Raw genomic sequence first — 15226 nt, 5'->3', positions numbered from 1 at the left:
CTGCCCGTCGGCCGGTGGCTCGGTGGTGGTGCCCAGCTCGCTGACTCCGGCGGTGCCGGCCCAGTCGCCGTGCTCGTCGTGCACGCGGATCTGCGCGGCGGCGAATCCGGCGTCGACGAACGCCTGGAGGGCCTGCTGCAGTTCGGGACGGGCGGGGGTGGCGGACTTCTGCATCGTGTTCTCCGGAATCTCGGGTGTGGTGACGCAGCCGGTGGCTGCGTCCGCGATCGATGACCTGATCACGGGAACCACGATCGCCTCCCGTCCTGACACCGAACGGCCACCGCGCTGACACCGCCCCTGACACGACGACCCTCGACCGGCCGAACCCGGACCGGCCGCCGTTCGGCGCTTTACAGCCCTGGCGAACGTGCCTACCGTGCGCTCGCACCCATGCGGCCGGTCGGTGCCGACCACGGCTCAAGGAGGTCAGGTGTTCCGCAACCACAGACGCAGTACCCGCGCCACCGTCACGGTGCTCGCGGCCGCGGCCTTGCTCGCGGTTCCCGCGTTCACCGCCAGCAGCAGTGCGGCAATCGACCTGGGCGTCGCGCCCTGGCTGGACACCCACCGGCCGGTGCCGGCGCGGGTGGACGCGCTGCTGCGCGCCATGACGTTGCCCGAGAAGGTCGGCCAGATGGACCAGCAGCTGGTCACCACGCTGACCGACCCGAACGGCACCACGTGCGGCAACAACGGGTTCAACCTGCCCAACCCCGACTGCATGCGCAAGATCCTGGTCGACGCCAACGTCGGCTCGATCCTCGCCGGCGGTACCGAGAACCCGGTCGACACCACCGGCAAGGGCGGCGTGGGCAACACCGGTTACGACTGGGCCACCGAGTACAACACCATCCAGCAGTTCGCGATCAAGAACTCCCGCCTGCACCTGCCCGTGGTGTTCGGCGTCGACGCGGTGCACGGCTTCGGGCACCCGTGGCAGGCGCCGCTGTTCCCGCAGTCGATCGGCATGGGCGCCACCTGGGACCCCGCGCTCGCCCAGGCCGGCGGCAAGGCGACCGCGGACGCCCTGCGCGCCACCGGCTGGACGTGGGACTTCGCCCCGGTCCAGGACATCGCGCGCGACAACCGGTGGGGCCGCACCTACGAAACCTGGGCCGAGCAACCGGTCCTGGCGGCCGCGATGGGGGCCGCGAACATCAAGGGCATGCAGGCGCCCGGCAAGCGCGGTGAGCTCAACGTCAGCGCGACGGTCAAGCACTTCGCCGGCTACTCGCAGTCGGTCAACGGCCACGACCGGACCGAGGCGCTGCTCCCGATGAACTACCTCCAGACGACGATCCTGCCGTCGTACGCGGCCGGGATCGACGCGGGCGCCGGGACGGTGATGGTCAACTCGGGTTCGATCAACGGCGTTCCCGCCACCTCGTCGCACTACCTGCTGACCGACGTCCTGCGCGACCAGCTGCACTTCCCGGGCGTCGTGATCAGCGACTACCAGGACGTCACCGCACTGCAGACCGCGTACCACATCGCGGCGGATCTCCCGGGTGCCATCGCCGCCGCCGTGAACGCGGGCGTCGACATGAGCATGCAGGTCTCCGACCCGGCCGGGTGGCAGGCCGCGATTCTGCAGGCCGTCGGCACGGGCAAGATCTCGCACGCGCGGATCGACCAGGCGGTGCGCCGCATCCTGACGCTGAAGTTCCAGCTCGGCCTGTTCGACCAGCCGTGCGTGGCCGACCCGGCGAAACCGTGCGTCGACGCGAACGCCGCCGACGCCGCCGTCACCGCCAGCCGCGACCAGACGCTGAAGGCCGCGCGGGAGTCGATCACCTTGCTGCGCAACGAAAACAACGCGCTGCCGGTGCCGGCCGGGGCGAAGGTCGTGGTGACCGGCCCGAGTGCGGACTCGATGACCAACCAGCTCGGCGGCTGGAGCGTGAGCTGGCAGGGCGTGGCGGGTGCCGGGCACGTGTGCTGCATGGGCCCCGACAACCAGATCCCGCCGGGAACCACCGTGCTGAACGGGATCCGGGCCGCGGACCCGGCCGCGGTCTACGCGCCGGACCAGGCCAGCGCCGTCGCGGCGGCCGCGAGCACCAGTGCCTATGTCGCGGTGGTGGGGGAGAAGGCTTACGCCGAAGGGCTGGGCGACAACCCGGCTCCGGCTTTGGCCCCCGACCAGCAGGCTCTCATCGCGGCGCTGGAGGCGACCGGCAAGCCGGTGATCGTCGTGGTCGTCGCGGGCCGGCCGGTCGGGCTGGGCCCGGCGGAGAAGGCGAACGCGGTGCTGATGGCCTACCAGGGCAGCACCGAAGCCGGCACGGCGGTGGCGGATGTGTTGTTCGGCAAGACGAACCCGGCGGGCAAGCTGCCGATCAGCTGGCCGTCCGACGCGCCGGCCGTCGGCGCCGACTTCGCCGGCACGGCCCCGTCCCCGCTCGGCGACCAGCCGAAGTTCTTCGACCAGCTGCCCAGCACCGCCTCCGGGGCGGGCAACGCGTACAACCCGCAGTTCCCGTTCGGCTACGGCCTTTCCTACACGACGTTCACCCACACGAACCTGGCGGTGACGCCGAAGGTCGCGCGCGGCGGCACGGTCACCGCGACGTTCACCGTCACCAACACCGGAACCCGGGCCGGCACCGACATCGTGCCGGTGTACGTGGCCCAGCCGGTGAGCCCGGTGGCCGTCCCGCCGCAACGGCTGGCCGGGTTCGCGCGGGTGACGCTCGACCCGGGCCGGTCACAGGTCGTGCGCGTCTCCTTCCCGGCCGCGGTGCTGGCCGAAAGCGCGGGGGACATCAACGCGTCCGGCCCGCCTGTCGTGGTGCCGGGCGGTTATGTGCTGCAGCTGGACAAGAACAGCACGACGCCGTACGCGGTGGACGTGTCGGCGCCGTTCACGATCCAGTAGCCCGGTTGCGGGGCGGCGCCGGTGCGTCGCCCCGCACGGCCGGCCCCGCGCTCGCCTCCAGCGCTTCCAGCCGTGGCACCGCAATGCCCAGCCGCCGTGCTTCGGCCAGTGCGTCCCGGCAGACCGCCCGGGGTTCCTCCGCACCGGGGTCGCGCTGGGCCTCGAAACTCCGGCGCACCAGCGGGACGTGCGCGGTCATCCACGCCAGCGCCGGGGCCGTCAGGCAGGTCGGGGCCCGCAGCCCCAGCGTGCCGCGTCGCGGATCGACGCCGCGCGCCTCGAGCACCGGCAGGAGCTCGCGGCCGGTCAGCAGCGCCTCGCGCAGGTCGGCCGTCGCCCCCGGCAGGTCGGACAGCGTCCCCCGCCGCACGCCCTGCGCGTGCAGGCCCGCGTTCACCACGAAATGGCGCCACAGCCAGCCGCGGAAATCCCGCTTCTCCCGGACCCGGAAGCCGGCCTCGCGGAACACCCGCCGCGTCGCGCGCTCGCGCTCGGTCGGCGGCCCGTCCAAAGTGCCGAAGACGACCCCCGGCAGCAGTGTCCCGCGGAGCACGCCGTCCTCGCCGAAGCCACCGCCGGCCAGCGGGAAGCCCCAGGCCACCTGCTCGACCGGAAGGGCGCCGATCGCGGTCAGCGGCTCGGCCCAGATGTTGCCGAACACCAGCACCGTGGCGTTGCCGATGCGCGGAGCCAGGAACGCGGCCGCCTCCGGGAGCCGGTGGTGCGGCACGCTCAGCACGATCAGGTCGTAGTCGTGCCCGGGCGCCAGCTGCTCGCGGTAGCGCACCGGCCACGCCTGGACGACGCGCTGCCCCCACACCCGCTTGCGCGCGTCGAGCAGGTCGAGATCCACTGCCTCCCCGTAAGCCGACGCGCGGCCCGGACGGACGTAGAACTCGACGTCATGCCCGGCTCGTTCCAGGGCCCAGCCGTGCACCGTGGCGATCGCGCCCCGGCCGAACAAGAGGATCTTCACGCGCACCTCGTCGGCTATGATGAAATTGGAGGTCATCTCCACTTATCACCGTAGGGAGGGTGGACCCGGGTTGTCAACGGAAGGCAAGGCAGGCAAGCCGCTGCGGGCCGACGCCCGGCGCAACCGCGACGCCGTGCTGGCCAAGGCGCGGGAAACCTTCGACGACGGAAGCTTCTTCACCCTGCGCTTCGACGATTTCGCCCGCTTGGCCGGGGTGGGCACCGGCACGCTGTACCGCCACTTCCCGACGCGGGAGGCGCTGGCCGAGGCGGTCTACCGCGAGGAAGTCGCGACGCTGTGCGCCCGCGCGCGCCGCCTGCAGGCCACGCTGCCGGCGGGGGAGGCGCTGGCGAGCTTCCTGCGCGGCATGGTCGCCTACATCGACACCTACCGCGGTCTCGCCCGGACGCTGGCCACGCTCATGGCGACCGGGGCGGGCACTCTGGCCGAGGGCAGCCGGGAACTGGAGCAGGCGGTCACCGACCTGGTGGCCGCCGCGGTGGGGGACGGCTCCATTCGCGACGACGTGAGCGCCGGCGCGATCCTGGTGGCCCTGCACGGCATCGGCGCGGCGCACGACCGTCCCGGCTGGCGAGCCGAAGCCGACGGCGTCATCACCCTAGTGCTGGACGGGCTGCGCCGGTCGTGACCCGGACCTATTCGAACACCCCGAAACCCGCGACGGCGTGCGCCCGCACGCCGTCCATGTCGAGTTCCACCCCGATCCCGGGTGCGTCGGGCAGCGTGATGTAGCCGTCCTTGACGATCGAGCCGCTCCCGTCCGGAGTGTGGACGTAGCTGTCCCACACCGCGCGCTCCTCGAGGGCGTGCCACTCCTGGACGAGGAAGTTCGGGATCGCCGCGCACTGGTGGGACGTGGCCATCGTGCCCAGCGGCGTCGACACCAGGTGCGGGGCGAACGGGATGTAGTGCAGCTCCGCGAGGTTGGCGATCTTCTTGGCCTCGGCGAGACCGCCGCACTTCGGCACGTCCGGCTCGATCACGTCCACGGCACCGCGTTCGAGCAGCTCGCGGAATCCCCAGCGCAGGTAAAGGTTTTCGCCCGCGCAGATCGGCGTGCGGGTCTGCGCGCGCACCCGCGCCAGCGCGTCGACGTTCTCCGCCGGCAGCGGTTCTTCGAGCCACATCAGGTGGAACGGCTCGAGTTCCCAGGCGATCCGGCACGCGCTCGGCACGTCGTAGCGGGCGTGCAGGTCGATGGCCAGGTCGACGTCCGGGCCGATCGCCTCCCGGACGGCCGCCACGCGCCCGGCCATCGAGCGCAGCTCGGCCGCGTTGACCGTGTGGTTGAACGCGTCGGCTTTGGCGGGGTGGTGCAGGTCGTCGATGTCGAACTTGAGAGCGGTGAAGCCTTCGGCGACCATCCGCTGGGCCCGGTCGACGCACCCGGCGACCGAGCCGGCCGGGTCGTCGCCGTCGCCGCAGTCGGCGTACAACCGGATGCGGTCGCGGAACTTCCCGCCGAGCAGCCGGTGGACCGGCAGGCCCGCGGCCTTGCCCGCGAGGTCCCACAGCGCGAGCTCGATCCCGGACAGGGCGATCACGAACACCCCGCCCTGCGCACCCGCGAAAACCTTGCTGCGGCGCAGTTTTTCCCAGCACCGCTCCACGTTGCGCGGATCCTCGCCGAGCAGCAGGGGGGTCAGCGACCCGATCATCCCGACGACGGCGGCCGCGCCCGCGTCGGGATTCGCCTCGCCGAACCCGCTGAGTCCCTCGTCGGTGTCGATCCGCACCAGTGTCGCCTGACCGTGGTAGGCCACCACCGCCGTCGTGACGTTCACGATCCGCATTGCTCTCCCGCCGCCGGGTGGTGCGTATGAACGGACTAACGCGACGTCCAACTTGTCCTATAAGCTGCTCACATGCCAAGGAGACAAGAGTCTCCGGACGCTGTCAAGGTCCGGACCCTTCCGGTGCAGGTGGCGGCCCACCTGACCCGGCGGATCGTCCGCGGCGGAATCGAGGACGGCCGGGCGCCGTCGGAGCTCGAGATTTCCCAGGAGTTCGGGGTTTCCCGGGTGGTGGCGCGGGAGACGCTCAAGATCCTCGCGTCGCTCGACATCGTCGACGTCGCGCAGGGCCGCCGGGTCGTCGTGCGGCCCCGCGCCGAATGGGACTACCTGAGCCCGTTGCTGATCGAGTGGCTGCCGACCGAGATCGTCGACGAACTGCTGCAGGAACTGCACCAGATGCGGGCGCTGCTCGAGCCCGAACTGGCCGCCATGGCTGCGGCGAGCATCACCGACGAGACGCTGGACCGCCTGCGGGACGAGATCGGCCGCATGGCGGTGCTCGAAGCGGATCCCGAGGCGTACCTCGAAGTCGACCACGAATTCCACATGGAGATCTGCCGGGCGGCGGACAACCGCATCCTCGACCGGATCATGTACTCCGCCCGCTGGCTCGGCACGGCCAGCCGCCGTCTCACCAACGCGGCACCGGCCGGGCTGCACCGCGCCACCACCCAGCACACGGAGATCTACGACGCCCTCGTGGCCCGTGATCCGGACGGCGCCCGCGCGGCCATGCGACGGCACCTGAGCAACAACTATTCCACGCTCCTGTCGGAAAAGGAGCAGCGAAGCAAGCGGGCCGCCAAGCGGCGTTAGGCACTGCACGACCGAAAGCCGGAACCGTTGACGAGGACGGACGAGGCCATGGCAGCACCGGGGATCCCGCCGATCCGGCTGGGGCTGATCGGCACCGGACTCGCGGTCGAGAAGCTGCACTGGCCGGCGTTGCGCGGGCTCGCCGACCGGTACACCGTCACCGCGTTCACCGACCCGTCCGACGAGCAGTGCCGTCGCTTCACCGGCTACAGCGGGGTCGATCCGGCCCTGGCCACCGCCGGCCGGGCCGCGTTGCTGGCCCGCGACGACGTGGACGCGGTGCTCGTCTCGGTGCCCATCCCGCACCTGTACGAGGTGGCGCGCGACGCGCTCGCCGCGGGCAAGGACGTCTTCTGCGAGAAGCCGGCCGGCGTCGACGCGCAGCAGGCCGCGGCCTTCCTCGCCCTCGCGGCCGGGCACCCGGACCGCACCTTCGTGGTGGGGGAGAACCACTTCTACCGCGACGACCTGCGCTACGCCCGCGCGCTGCTCGACGACGGCGCGATCGGCCGCCTGCACCTGATGGCGTGGCGGCACGCCGTGCGGTCGGTGCCCCGCCCCGGCAACTTCACCGCGACGCCGTGGCGGCACCGCCCGCAGTACCGCGGGGGCGTGCACCTCGACGCCGGCGTGCACCACATCGCCCAGATCCGGCTCCTGTGCGGCGACATCGCGTGGGTGCACGGTGCCGTGCAGACGGCCAACAGCACGATCGACGCACCCTCGGACCTCACGCTCAACCTCGTCTTCGCCGGAGGCGCCATCGGCAACTACACCGCGTCCTACGCCGAGATCCCGGTCCCACCCGAACCGAACGAAATGCGGCTGTACGGCACCGAAGGCGTGCTCGTGCTCGCCGGATCCGAGGCGGAGCGCCGCGTGACCCGCAGCAGCTCCGACGCCACCACCCACACGACAGTCTTCCGCGGTATCGACAACGGCTACCGCGCGGAGCTCGTCGACTTCGCCGACGCCGTGCAGTTCGGCGCGCGGCCCACCGGCAGCGTCGCGCAGAGCGTGGCCAACGCGATGGTCGTCCAGCGGGCGTTCGACTCCGCGGAACGCGCGGCCGTCCTCGCGCTCGGCCGCGTGCCCGGCGCCGGCCCGGTCCCGCTGTGGCGGCCTCGTGGCTCCACCGGGCTGTTCGACGGGCTGCCCGGGCAACGCATCAGCAGTTCGGCGTCCTTCGCCGCCTGAACGACCCGGAGCGCGTCCGGCCGGCCGGACGCGGAAGGAGTGGTCATGGAAGAGAAAGCGGACCTGTCGAGGCGCACGTTCCTCGGGCTGAGCGCGGTGGGCGTGCTCGGTCTCGCCGGGTGCGGGAGCGGTCCCGCACCCGCACCCCAGGTCGACGTCCAGGTACCGAAGGCACTGCTCGACCAAGCGGCCGCGCTCCGCGGCGGGTCCGTGGGCATGCTCTCGCAGAAGCTCTATTCGGAGGCCGCCAACAAGGCGCTGGACCGGTCGCTGCAGGCGTTCGCCCAGGCCACCGGCACCACCGTCCGCAACGACCTGGTCTCCGGCGACGCCGGCGACATGGTCGCGAAGATGGACGCCGAGGTGAAGGCGGGCACCAACCGCGACCTGGCCTTCATGAGCGACCGGCGGTTCGTCGGCCAGCTCCACAACCTCGGCGCCCTGACCGACGTCACCGACGTGGTCGACGAAATGAAAGCGCTTTACGGGGAACCCGCGACCGAAGCCAACGACTACTGCGTGTTCGGCGGGCGCTGGTTCGCGATCCCGTACCACTTCATCGCGTCCGGGATGTACCTGCGCAAGGACTGGTACCAGGAAAAGGGTCTCCCGCTCAAGCCCTACTACACGTGGGAAGAGCTGCGCGACAACGCGCTGGCGGTCTCCGACCCGGCCAAGCGGCGGTTCGGCTGGGGGCTGACGGTGAACCGCTCCGGTGACGCCAACGGCTTCATCCAGAACGTCATCAACACCTACGGCGGGGCGATCGCGGACAACACCGGCACGAAGGTGGTCTTCAACTCGCCGGAGACCGTCGCCGCCGTCACGTTCATCGGCGACATCTACACGAACCCGAAGTACGCGCCGATGCTGCCGCCCGGGATCGGGAGCTGGACCGACTCGAGCAACAACGAGAACTGGCTGGCCCAGATCCTGGGCCTGACGCTCAACCAGTTCAGCGTCTACGCCGAATCGAAGACCAAGAAGAACCCGGTCTACGCCAACACCCACGTGTTCAACGGGGCCACCGGGCCGGCGATCGACCAGCCGCTCGCGTTCGGCGAATCCAACTCGTTCGTCGTGTTCAAGGGCGCGAAGAACCCCGCGCTCGCCAAGGTGGTGGCGAAGTTCATGGCCGGCGGGAGCGCGCTGCTCGGGGTCGCGAAGGAAGCGCCGTGCCTGGTGAACCCGTCGTGGAGCAAGGTGTGGGACTCCGACCCGTACTACACGACCGGTGACCCGGCCTACCCCGCCCTGCGGGAGCAGACCCGCGTGCAGCTCCCGGTGAAGACCAGGACCGGCTACGCGTTCCCGCAGGCCCCGAGCCCCGGCGAGCAGGCCGCCCTCGCCGCCTACCTGCTGACCGACATGATGCAGTCGGTCATCCAGGGCACCAAGCCGGCCGACGCCGTCGCCACCACCCACGGCCGGATCGTGCAGATCTTCGAGCAACAGGGCTACCGGCAATGACGATCCTCCGTCCGAAGAGGACACCGACGGCGCCGGCCCGCCCGGCGCCGCGCGCGTCTTCCTCGCTCACCCGGTCCCAGCGGCTGCTCGGGCGGGACTGGCGCCTCGCCGCGGTGTTCACCGGGCCGACCCTGGTGCTGGTGGCCGGCCTGATCCTGGTCCCGATCGTCAGCTCGGTCGTCACCAGCACGACGGAACGCCACGGTGCCGAGACGGTCTTCGCCGGGTTCGACAACTACACCGCCCTCATCGGCGACAGCCTGTTCCACCACGGCGTGCTGAACTCGTTCGTCTTCACCTCCTACGCCGAGATCTTCAAGGTGACCCTCGGGCTCATCGCGGCGCTGATGCTGCACCACGTGCGCCGCGGCCGGGCGGTCATCGCCGGGGTGATCCTGCTGCCGTGGGTGATCCCGACGGTCGTCACGGCCTTCACCTGGCGGTCCCTGCTCGACCCGGTCTTCGGCAGCGTCAACGTCCTGCTCACCGAGTCCGGGATCGGGCCCGCGCTCGCCTCGATCGGGCTCGTCGACAAGTGGCCGGCGGAGTGGCTGTCCGATCCCGCGCTCGCGATGCCGGCGGTGATCCTGGTCAACGTCTGGAAGGGCATCCCGTTCTTCACGGTGACGTTCCTCGCCGGGCTCAAGGCCATCGACGGCCACCTCCACGAGGCGGCGATGGTGGACGGCGCCTCGCCGTGGCAGCGCTTCCGGCACATCACGCTGCCGGGGCTGCGGCCCGTGATGATCGTGACGGTGCTGCTGTCCTCGATCTGGACGTTCAACAACTTCGACCTGATCTGGCTGATGACCCAGGGCGGCCCGGGGGACGCGACCGCACCGTACGTCATGGTGGCCTATTCGAAGGCGATCCAGCAGCTGCAGCTGGGCGCGGGCGCCGCGGTCACCCTGGTGATGCTGCCGGTGATCGGCGTCCTCGTGGTGATCCTCGTGCGGATGATGCGCCGCAGCGACCAGCCGGCCGCGAGCGACCTCGGCCGCCGGCGGCTGACACCCGGTCAGCGGCGGGCACTGCCGTGGGTGATCGTCGTGGGCGCGGTGCTCGTGCTGGCCTGGGCGTCGCCGCACATCGTGTGGAAGGCCGCGCTCGTGCTGGGCGTGTTCGTGGTGCTCGCGGCCGTCGTCGGACGGGCCGTCTCCGCGCTCGCCGCGCGCGGCAACCGAGTGGCCGCGCGCCTGGTCGGCGGCACCGGCTCGGGGGCCGCATTGGTGGCGCTGCTGGCCTTCGTGCTCGCCCCGCTCTACTGGATGACGGTCACGGCCTTCAAGTCCGACGACCAGATCGTCGCGCGCACCGACGACCTGTGGCCGACACCGTGGACCACCGAGCAGTTCACCAACCTGTTCACCGGCCGGGCGTTCGGCACCTGGTACGTCAACACGATCCTGGTGTCGGTGGCCTCCACGGTGATCGCCCTGGTCTGCGCGGCGCTGGCGGGTTATGCGCTGGCCCGGCTGAAGTTCCGGGGTTCGGAGAGCTTCACGGTGACGATCCTGCTCACCTACGTGATGCCGGGCGCGCTGCTGTTCATCCCGCTGTACCAGCTGATGAGCGGGATCGGGCTGAACGACTCGCTGTGGTCGCTGGTGCTCGCCTACCCGACGTTCACCCTGCCGTTCGCGACCTGGCTGCTCGTCGGCTACTTCAAGTCGATCCCGGCCGACCTGGAGGAGGCCGCGCTGGTCGACGGCTGCACGCGGCTCGGGGCGTTCCTGCGGATCGTGCTGCCGCTGGCCAAACCGGGCCTGCTCGCGGTCGCGCTGTTCACGCTGACGAACGCGTGGAACGAGTTCCTGTTCGCCTTTGTGTTCATCACCAAGGACGACTACAAGACGCTGCCGGTCGGCATGCAGTCGATGATCTTCGGCGACGTCGTGCCGCAGGGCCAGCTGGCGGCGGCCTCGCTGCTGGTCAGCATCCCGGTCGTGCTCATGTACGGGTTCGGGCAGCGGTTCCTGACCGAGGGCCTCACCGCGGGCGCGGTGAAGGGGTGATCACCGAGGAGCACGTCGCGACGGCGTCCCGGCCGAGCGAGCTGCGCATCACCGACCTGCGGGTGGCCACCCTGACCGGGGTGCCGTTCCGCTCGTCGATCATCCGGATCGACACCAACCAGGGCCTGTCCGGCTACGGCGAGGTGCGCGACCAGGCCAGCGCCACCTACGCGCTCCTGCTCAAGAGCAGGCTCGTCGGCGAAAACCCCTGCAACATCGGCAAGATCTTCCGCAAGATCAAGCAGTTCGGGTACCACGGCCGCCAGGGCGGCGGGGTCTCCGGCGTCGAGATGGCGCTGACGGACCTGGCGGGCAAGGCGTACGGCGTGCCCGCGTACGCGCTGCTCGGGGGCCGGTTCCGGGACGAGGTCCGCTGCTACGCCGACACGCCGGCGGTGGCGGACCCGCACGCGATGGGCGCCCGGCTGCTGGAGCGCAAGCAGCGGGGGTTCACGATGCTGAAGATGGACGTGGGCATCGACCTGCTGTGGGACGTGCCGGGGGCGCTGATCGCGCCGCCGGGTGCCCGCGCGGACGTCACGACGATGCACCCGTTCACCGGCATCCAGGTGACGGCCCGGGGCGTCGACCACCTGGTGTCCTATGTGGACATCGTGCGGTCGGTCCTCGGCTACGACGTCGCGCTCGCCGCCGACCACTTCGGCCACATCGCCCTCGACTCGTGCATCCGGATCGGCCGCGCGCTGGAACCGTTCACCCTGGCCTGGATCGAGGACCTCATCCCGTGGCAGCTGACCGGCCAGTGGCGCCGGCTGACCGACGCCGTGGCCGTCCCGACGTGCACGGGGGAGGACATCTACCTCCTCGACGGGTTCCGGCCGCTGCTGGACACCGGCGCCATCCGCGTCGTGCACCCCGACCCGGCGACGGCGGGCGGCATCGCGGAGACCAAGCGGCTCGGCGACTACGCGCAGGAGTGCGGGATCCCGATGGCGCTGCACCTGGCGGCGTCCCCGATCGCGACGATGGCGTGCGTGCACCTGGCCGCCGCCACCGAGAACTTCCTGGCCCTCGAACACCACGCGGCCGACGTGGAGTTCTGGAGCGACCTGGTCACCGGCCCGCTGATCCGCAACGGCCACATCACGGTGCCGGACACCCCGGGCCTGGGGTACGGCGACCTCGACGAAGAGCTGCTGCGCCGCCACCTCGACCCGCGTGACCCGGTGTTCTTCGCCGAAACGACCCACTGGGACAAGGAGACCAGTCACGACCGGCTGTGGAGCTAGGCGCGGCCCCGGCCGGCGCGCCACCGCTCGTATTCGGGCCGGGCCTCGTCCGACAGCGGGTAGTACCGCCGCAGGTCGCCGCCTTCGGCCAGGCGGATCCGGGAGAACTCCTCCCATTCCGCGTGCTCCTGCGCGGCCGCCACCAGCGCTGGGGCGAGCTTGGCCGGGACGACGACGGCCCCGTCGTCGTCGGCGACGACGATGTCGCCCGGCTCGACGACCGTGCCGCCGCAGGCGACCGGCACGTTGACGGCGGCCGGGACGATCCCGGTCTGGGCGTGGAAGTTCGGCGTGGCACCGCGGATCCACAGCCCGAGCCCGAGTTGCTTGGCTTCGCCGGTGTCGCGCAGGCACCCGTCGACGACGACGCCGGCCCCGCCGCGGCCCTTGAAGTAGGTCAGCATCATTTCGCCGAACACACCGCTGCTCATGTCACCCCGCGCGTCGACGACGATCATGTCCCCGGGCCGGGCGTGGTACATGACGTGCCGGTGCAGCTGTTTTTCCGGTTCTTCGTACTCGTCGACGGGGTAGAGGTCCTCCCGTTTCGGCAGGAACTGCAGCGTCAGCGCGGGTCCGGCCACGCGCACGCCGGGGGTCACCGAAACGGGACCGCGGATGAAGGCGCTGCGGATGCCCATCCGGCTGAGCTCCCCGCTGGCGGTCGCGCTCCCGATGGCCGCGATGGCGGCACTGAGCTCGGCGGGCGGGCGGGTGATGTCGTGCGTTTCGACCACTTCGGAAGCTCCCTCGGATTCCGCGCTGACCGTGGAGATCTTCGAGCCTAGCCGGGAAAACCGCCTTCCGCGACGGCCGGCGGCGCGACTATCCTGTGGCCGCCACTGTCGGAACGGAGCACGTGATGCCGGAGGAGCCCACCGAGCAGGAACCGCTCGACCACACCGGCACGACGATCAACCGGGTCGAGGGTGATTCCGGAACCACCCTCCAGGCGAGAGATGTCCACGGCAACGTCAACTTCGGCGCCCATTCCGACACCGACGTCGAGATCGTGCTCCTGCCCGAGCAGCCCGAGGTGGTGGTCGAGCCGGGCGGCGAATGCACCTCCGTACCGGTGACGGTCAAGAGCCACCTAGCCGAGCCGGTGACCGTGACGTTGTCCCTGCGAGGTGCGCCGACGTCGCAGTGGGCGGTCGAGCCGAGCGAGGTCACAGTCCTCCCCGGCAAGCGTGCGCGCGCCAGACTCCGCTTGCCCTGCACGGCGACCGAGCCGTCGGCCGGCCCGAAACACCTGCACGTCGTGGCGCGGCATCGAGACGGGAATCGGACCTGGCGAAGCGAGTCTGGGATCGACGTCTCGGTACGAGCGGAGCCCGGTTTGGCGGTGGCACCGGATGTCACGCCCGCCGTTCTCAAGGGTGGGGAACAAACCGTCACCGTCACCGTGCGCAACACCGGGAACACCCACCTGCTGGGGGCGTTGAAGCGCTGGACCACATCCGGGAACGACGCCGGCTATCTGCCGCGTGACGGCGTCGCACTGCCACCGGCCGGGGCGTCCTTCGAATTGCCGCCGGGAGAGGCGGCGGACCTCCTTGCCGGCGTGACATTGCCGCCACCGGAGCTGACGGAGAAAAAGTGGTGCCTGCCGATCGCCGCGTGGCTCAAGGGCGCTGAGGACCCGTGCGTGGTGCCCGAACTGACCGTCACCCAACCGGGCTGGCTGTCGGAGATCCCCGGCTACGTGAACCGGCTGGCCGCGTGGGGCCGGGTCAAGCACGGGCCCTATCGCCGCGCCACGCTGGCGGTTTCCGGCCTCGCCGTGTTCCTCGGGGGTCTGCTGTTCGGGGCGAGCGTCTTCTCCTCGCAGCCGGCCGGCGACGCGGCCGCCGCCGCTGCGCCGCCGTCGAGCCAGCCCGCCGCTGCTTCGCCGGTTCCACCGCGGTTCGCGCCGGTTCCGCGCGAGCCCATGGCCTGCACTCCGGGCACCACGGTCGTGTACCTCGCGTCGATGACAAAAGGGGAGGCCGACGAATACGCCGCCTATTTCGTTCAGCGCGAGTACAGCCGGATGAATGACCTGAAACCCGTCAAGCTCCACTACCCGATCCACGTCACAGACCGCGCCGGGCTGTGTCCCGGCCTCCGGCAGAAGCTCGACCGGAGCCCGTCGATGGCGGACTACTCGACGTTCGTCTGGATCGGCGTCCCCACGAGCGAAGGTGCTGACATCTGCCAGAAGCTCGACCGGCGGCAGACCTTCGACTGCCTCGCTGTTCCCCTCACCTGAAACCGGCCTTCGGCCGCGCCACAGAGGGCTATCGAGCGTCCCACCCTTTGGCGAACGCGGGCCGATCCTGGTTGACTCTGGCACGGAGCACCGACATCGATCTTGGAGGACGCATGCCCGTCTCGAAGGCCCACGCGAACTGGAACGGCGACATCCCCACCGGATCCGGGCAGTTCACCGCGGGCGGCGGAAGCATCAGCGGGGGTGTCACCTACAAGTCCCGCTTCGAGGACGGCCCCGGGTCCAACCCGGAGCAGCTCATCGCCGCCGCGCACGCGTCGTGCTTCTCGATGGCCCTCGCGAGCACCCTGGCCGGCGCCGGGTTCCCGGCCGAGTCGATCGAAACCGACGCGGCGGTGACCCTGCGGCCGGTCGACGGGGCGCCGACGATCCTCAAGATCGAGCTGACGACGCAAGGGCGCGTCGCCGGTGTCGACGAGGCGCAGTTCCGCGAGTACGCCGAGCAGGCCAAGGCGAACTGCCCGGTCAGCCGCGCGCTGGCCGGCGTTCCCGAGATCACGCTGCAGGCGACGCTCGCCTGACCCGGACATCG

Annotated in this window: 12 protein-coding genes and 1 pseudogene; 9 read left to right on the top strand and 4 right to left on the bottom strand. The window is 70.9% G+C overall.

The window, feature by feature from the left end; all coding sequences use genetic code 11:
• Positions 1–243 (bottom strand): annotated as a pseudogene (locus tag OO60_RS38230) (alkaline D-peptidase); the annotation flags it as partial.
• Between the two features lie 190 nt (positions 244–433).
• On the opposite strand from OO60_RS38230, the gene OO60_RS38225 reads away from it, so the two are divergent.
• Entirely contained in the window at positions 434–2881 is a 2448-nt protein-coding gene (locus tag OO60_RS38225) for a glycoside hydrolase family 3 N-terminal domain-containing protein (protein WP_003082200.1), read from the top strand.
• Here the strand turns inward: OO60_RS38225 and OO60_RS38220 are convergent.
• The gene (locus OO60_RS38220; RefSeq protein ID WP_003082203.1) at positions 2868–3857 is read right to left on the bottom strand and encodes a ketopantoate reductase family protein; all 990 of its coding nucleotides are present in this window, start codon (positions 3855–3857) and stop codon (positions 2868–2870) included. The two genes, OO60_RS38225 and OO60_RS38220, sit on opposite strands and share 14 nt — an antisense overlap.
• A gap of 70 nt (positions 3858–3927) precedes the next feature.
• On the opposite strand from OO60_RS38220, the gene OO60_RS38215 reads away from it, so the two are divergent.
• Positions 3928–4506 carry a TetR/AcrR family transcriptional regulator gene (locus OO60_RS38215; protein ID WP_003082205.1) on the top strand — a complete coding sequence of 193 codons (579 nt, stop codon included), beginning with the start codon at positions 3928–3930 and terminating at the stop codon, positions 4504–4506.
• 7 nt (positions 4507–4513) lie between these two features.
• Here OO60_RS38215 and OO60_RS38210 read toward each other — a convergent pair whose 3' ends face one another.
• Positions 4514–5671 carry a mandelate racemase/muconate lactonizing enzyme family protein gene (locus OO60_RS38210; RefSeq protein ID WP_003082206.1) on the bottom strand — a complete coding sequence of 386 codons (1158 nt, stop codon included), beginning with the start codon at positions 5669–5671 and terminating at the stop codon, positions 4514–4516.
• A 72-nt stretch (positions 5672–5743) separates the two neighbouring features.
• On the opposite strand from OO60_RS38210, the gene OO60_RS38205 reads away from it, so the two are divergent.
• Genes OO60_RS38205 through OO60_RS38185 form a run of 5 tightly spaced genes read left to right on the top strand, consistent with a single transcriptional unit; the run spans position 5744 to position 12422 of the window.
• Positions 5744–6490 (top strand): FadR/GntR family transcriptional regulator, encoded by a 747-nt coding sequence (locus OO60_RS38205; protein ID WP_240490688.1) that lies wholly within the window; start codon positions 5744–5746, stop codon positions 6488–6490.
• A 48-nt stretch (positions 6491–6538) separates the two neighbouring features.
• Positions 6539–7687: a Gfo/Idh/MocA family protein gene (locus OO60_RS38200; RefSeq protein ID WP_003082211.1), complete on the top strand. Its 1149-nt coding sequence runs from the start codon at positions 6539–6541 to the stop codon at positions 7685–7687.
• A 45-nt stretch (positions 7688–7732) separates the two neighbouring features.
• Positions 7733–9157, top strand: a complete 1425-nt coding sequence (locus OO60_RS38195; protein WP_003082213.1) for an ABC transporter substrate-binding protein — start codon at positions 7733–7735, stop codon at positions 9155–9157.
• Complete coding sequence (locus OO60_RS38190; RefSeq protein ID WP_003082215.1) at positions 9154–11172, top strand: ABC transporter permease; 2019 nt, start codon at positions 9154–9156, stop codon at positions 11170–11172. The genes OO60_RS38195 and OO60_RS38190 overlap by 4 nt, the downstream gene beginning before the upstream one ends.
• Entirely contained in the window at positions 11169–12422 is a 1254-nt protein-coding gene (locus OO60_RS38185; protein WP_003082218.1) for a mandelate racemase/muconate lactonizing enzyme family protein, read from the top strand. The genes OO60_RS38190 and OO60_RS38185 overlap by 4 nt, the downstream gene beginning before the upstream one ends.
• On the opposite strand, the gene OO60_RS38180 is transcribed toward OO60_RS38185, so the two are convergent.
• The gene (locus tag OO60_RS38180; RefSeq protein WP_003082221.1) at positions 12419–13159 is read right to left on the bottom strand and encodes a ribonuclease activity regulator RraA; all 741 of its coding nucleotides are present in this window, start codon (positions 13157–13159) and stop codon (positions 12419–12421) included. The genes OO60_RS38185 and OO60_RS38180 overlap by 4 nt on opposite strands.
• Positions 13160–13284: 125 nt before the next feature.
• Between OO60_RS38180 and OO60_RS38175 the strand changes: the two genes are divergently transcribed.
• Both OO60_RS38175 and OO60_RS38170 read left to right on the top strand, forming a co-directional pair.
• Positions 13285–14673 carry a COG1470 family protein gene (locus OO60_RS38175; RefSeq protein ID WP_003082224.1) on the top strand — a complete coding sequence of 463 codons (1389 nt, stop codon included), beginning with the start codon at positions 13285–13287 and terminating at the stop codon, positions 14671–14673.
• Between the two features lie 113 nt (positions 14674–14786).
• Positions 14787–15215, top strand: coding sequence for an OsmC family protein (locus tag OO60_RS38170; protein ID WP_003082228.1), 429 nt, complete (start codon positions 14787–14789; stop codon positions 15213–15215).
• Positions 15216–15226: the final 11 nt, after the last annotated feature.

Origin of the sequence: Amycolatopsis vancoresmycina (assembly GCF_000716785.1) — a bacterium.
Classification (GTDB): Bacteria; Actinomycetota; Actinomycetes; order Mycobacteriales; family Pseudonocardiaceae; genus Amycolatopsis; species Amycolatopsis vancoresmycina.
Note: the sequence above shows the minus strand (reverse complement) of the source record. Positions and strands in the feature narration are given on the sequence as shown.

What these genes read in the sequence shown, in the direction of transcription:
- OO60_RS38190 (WP_003082215.1), top strand. Translation starts at nt 9,154, where the DNA reads ATGACGATCCTCCGTCCGAAGAGGACACCGACGGCGCCGGCCCGCCCG.
- OO60_RS38170 (WP_003082228.1), top strand. Translation starts at nt 14,787, where the DNA reads ATGCCCGTCTCGAAGGCCCACGCGAACTGGAACGGCGACATCCCCACC.
- OO60_RS38210 (WP_003082206.1), bottom strand. Translation starts at nt 5,671, where the DNA reads ATGCGGATCGTGAACGTCACGACGGCGGTGGTGGCCTACCACGGTCAG.
- OO60_RS38205 (WP_240490688.1), top strand. Translation starts at nt 5,744, where the DNA reads ATGCCAAGGAGACAAGAGTCTCCGGACGCTGTCAAGGTCCGGACCCTT.
- OO60_RS38195 (WP_003082213.1), top strand. Translation starts at nt 7,733, where the DNA reads ATGGAAGAGAAAGCGGACCTGTCGAGGCGCACGTTCCTCGGGCTGAGC.
- OO60_RS38175 (WP_003082224.1), top strand. Translation starts at nt 13,285, where the DNA reads ATGCCGGAGGAGCCCACCGAGCAGGAACCGCTCGACCACACCGGCACG.
- OO60_RS38200 (WP_003082211.1), top strand. Translation starts at nt 6,539, where the DNA reads ATGGCAGCACCGGGGATCCCGCCGATCCGGCTGGGGCTGATCGGCACC.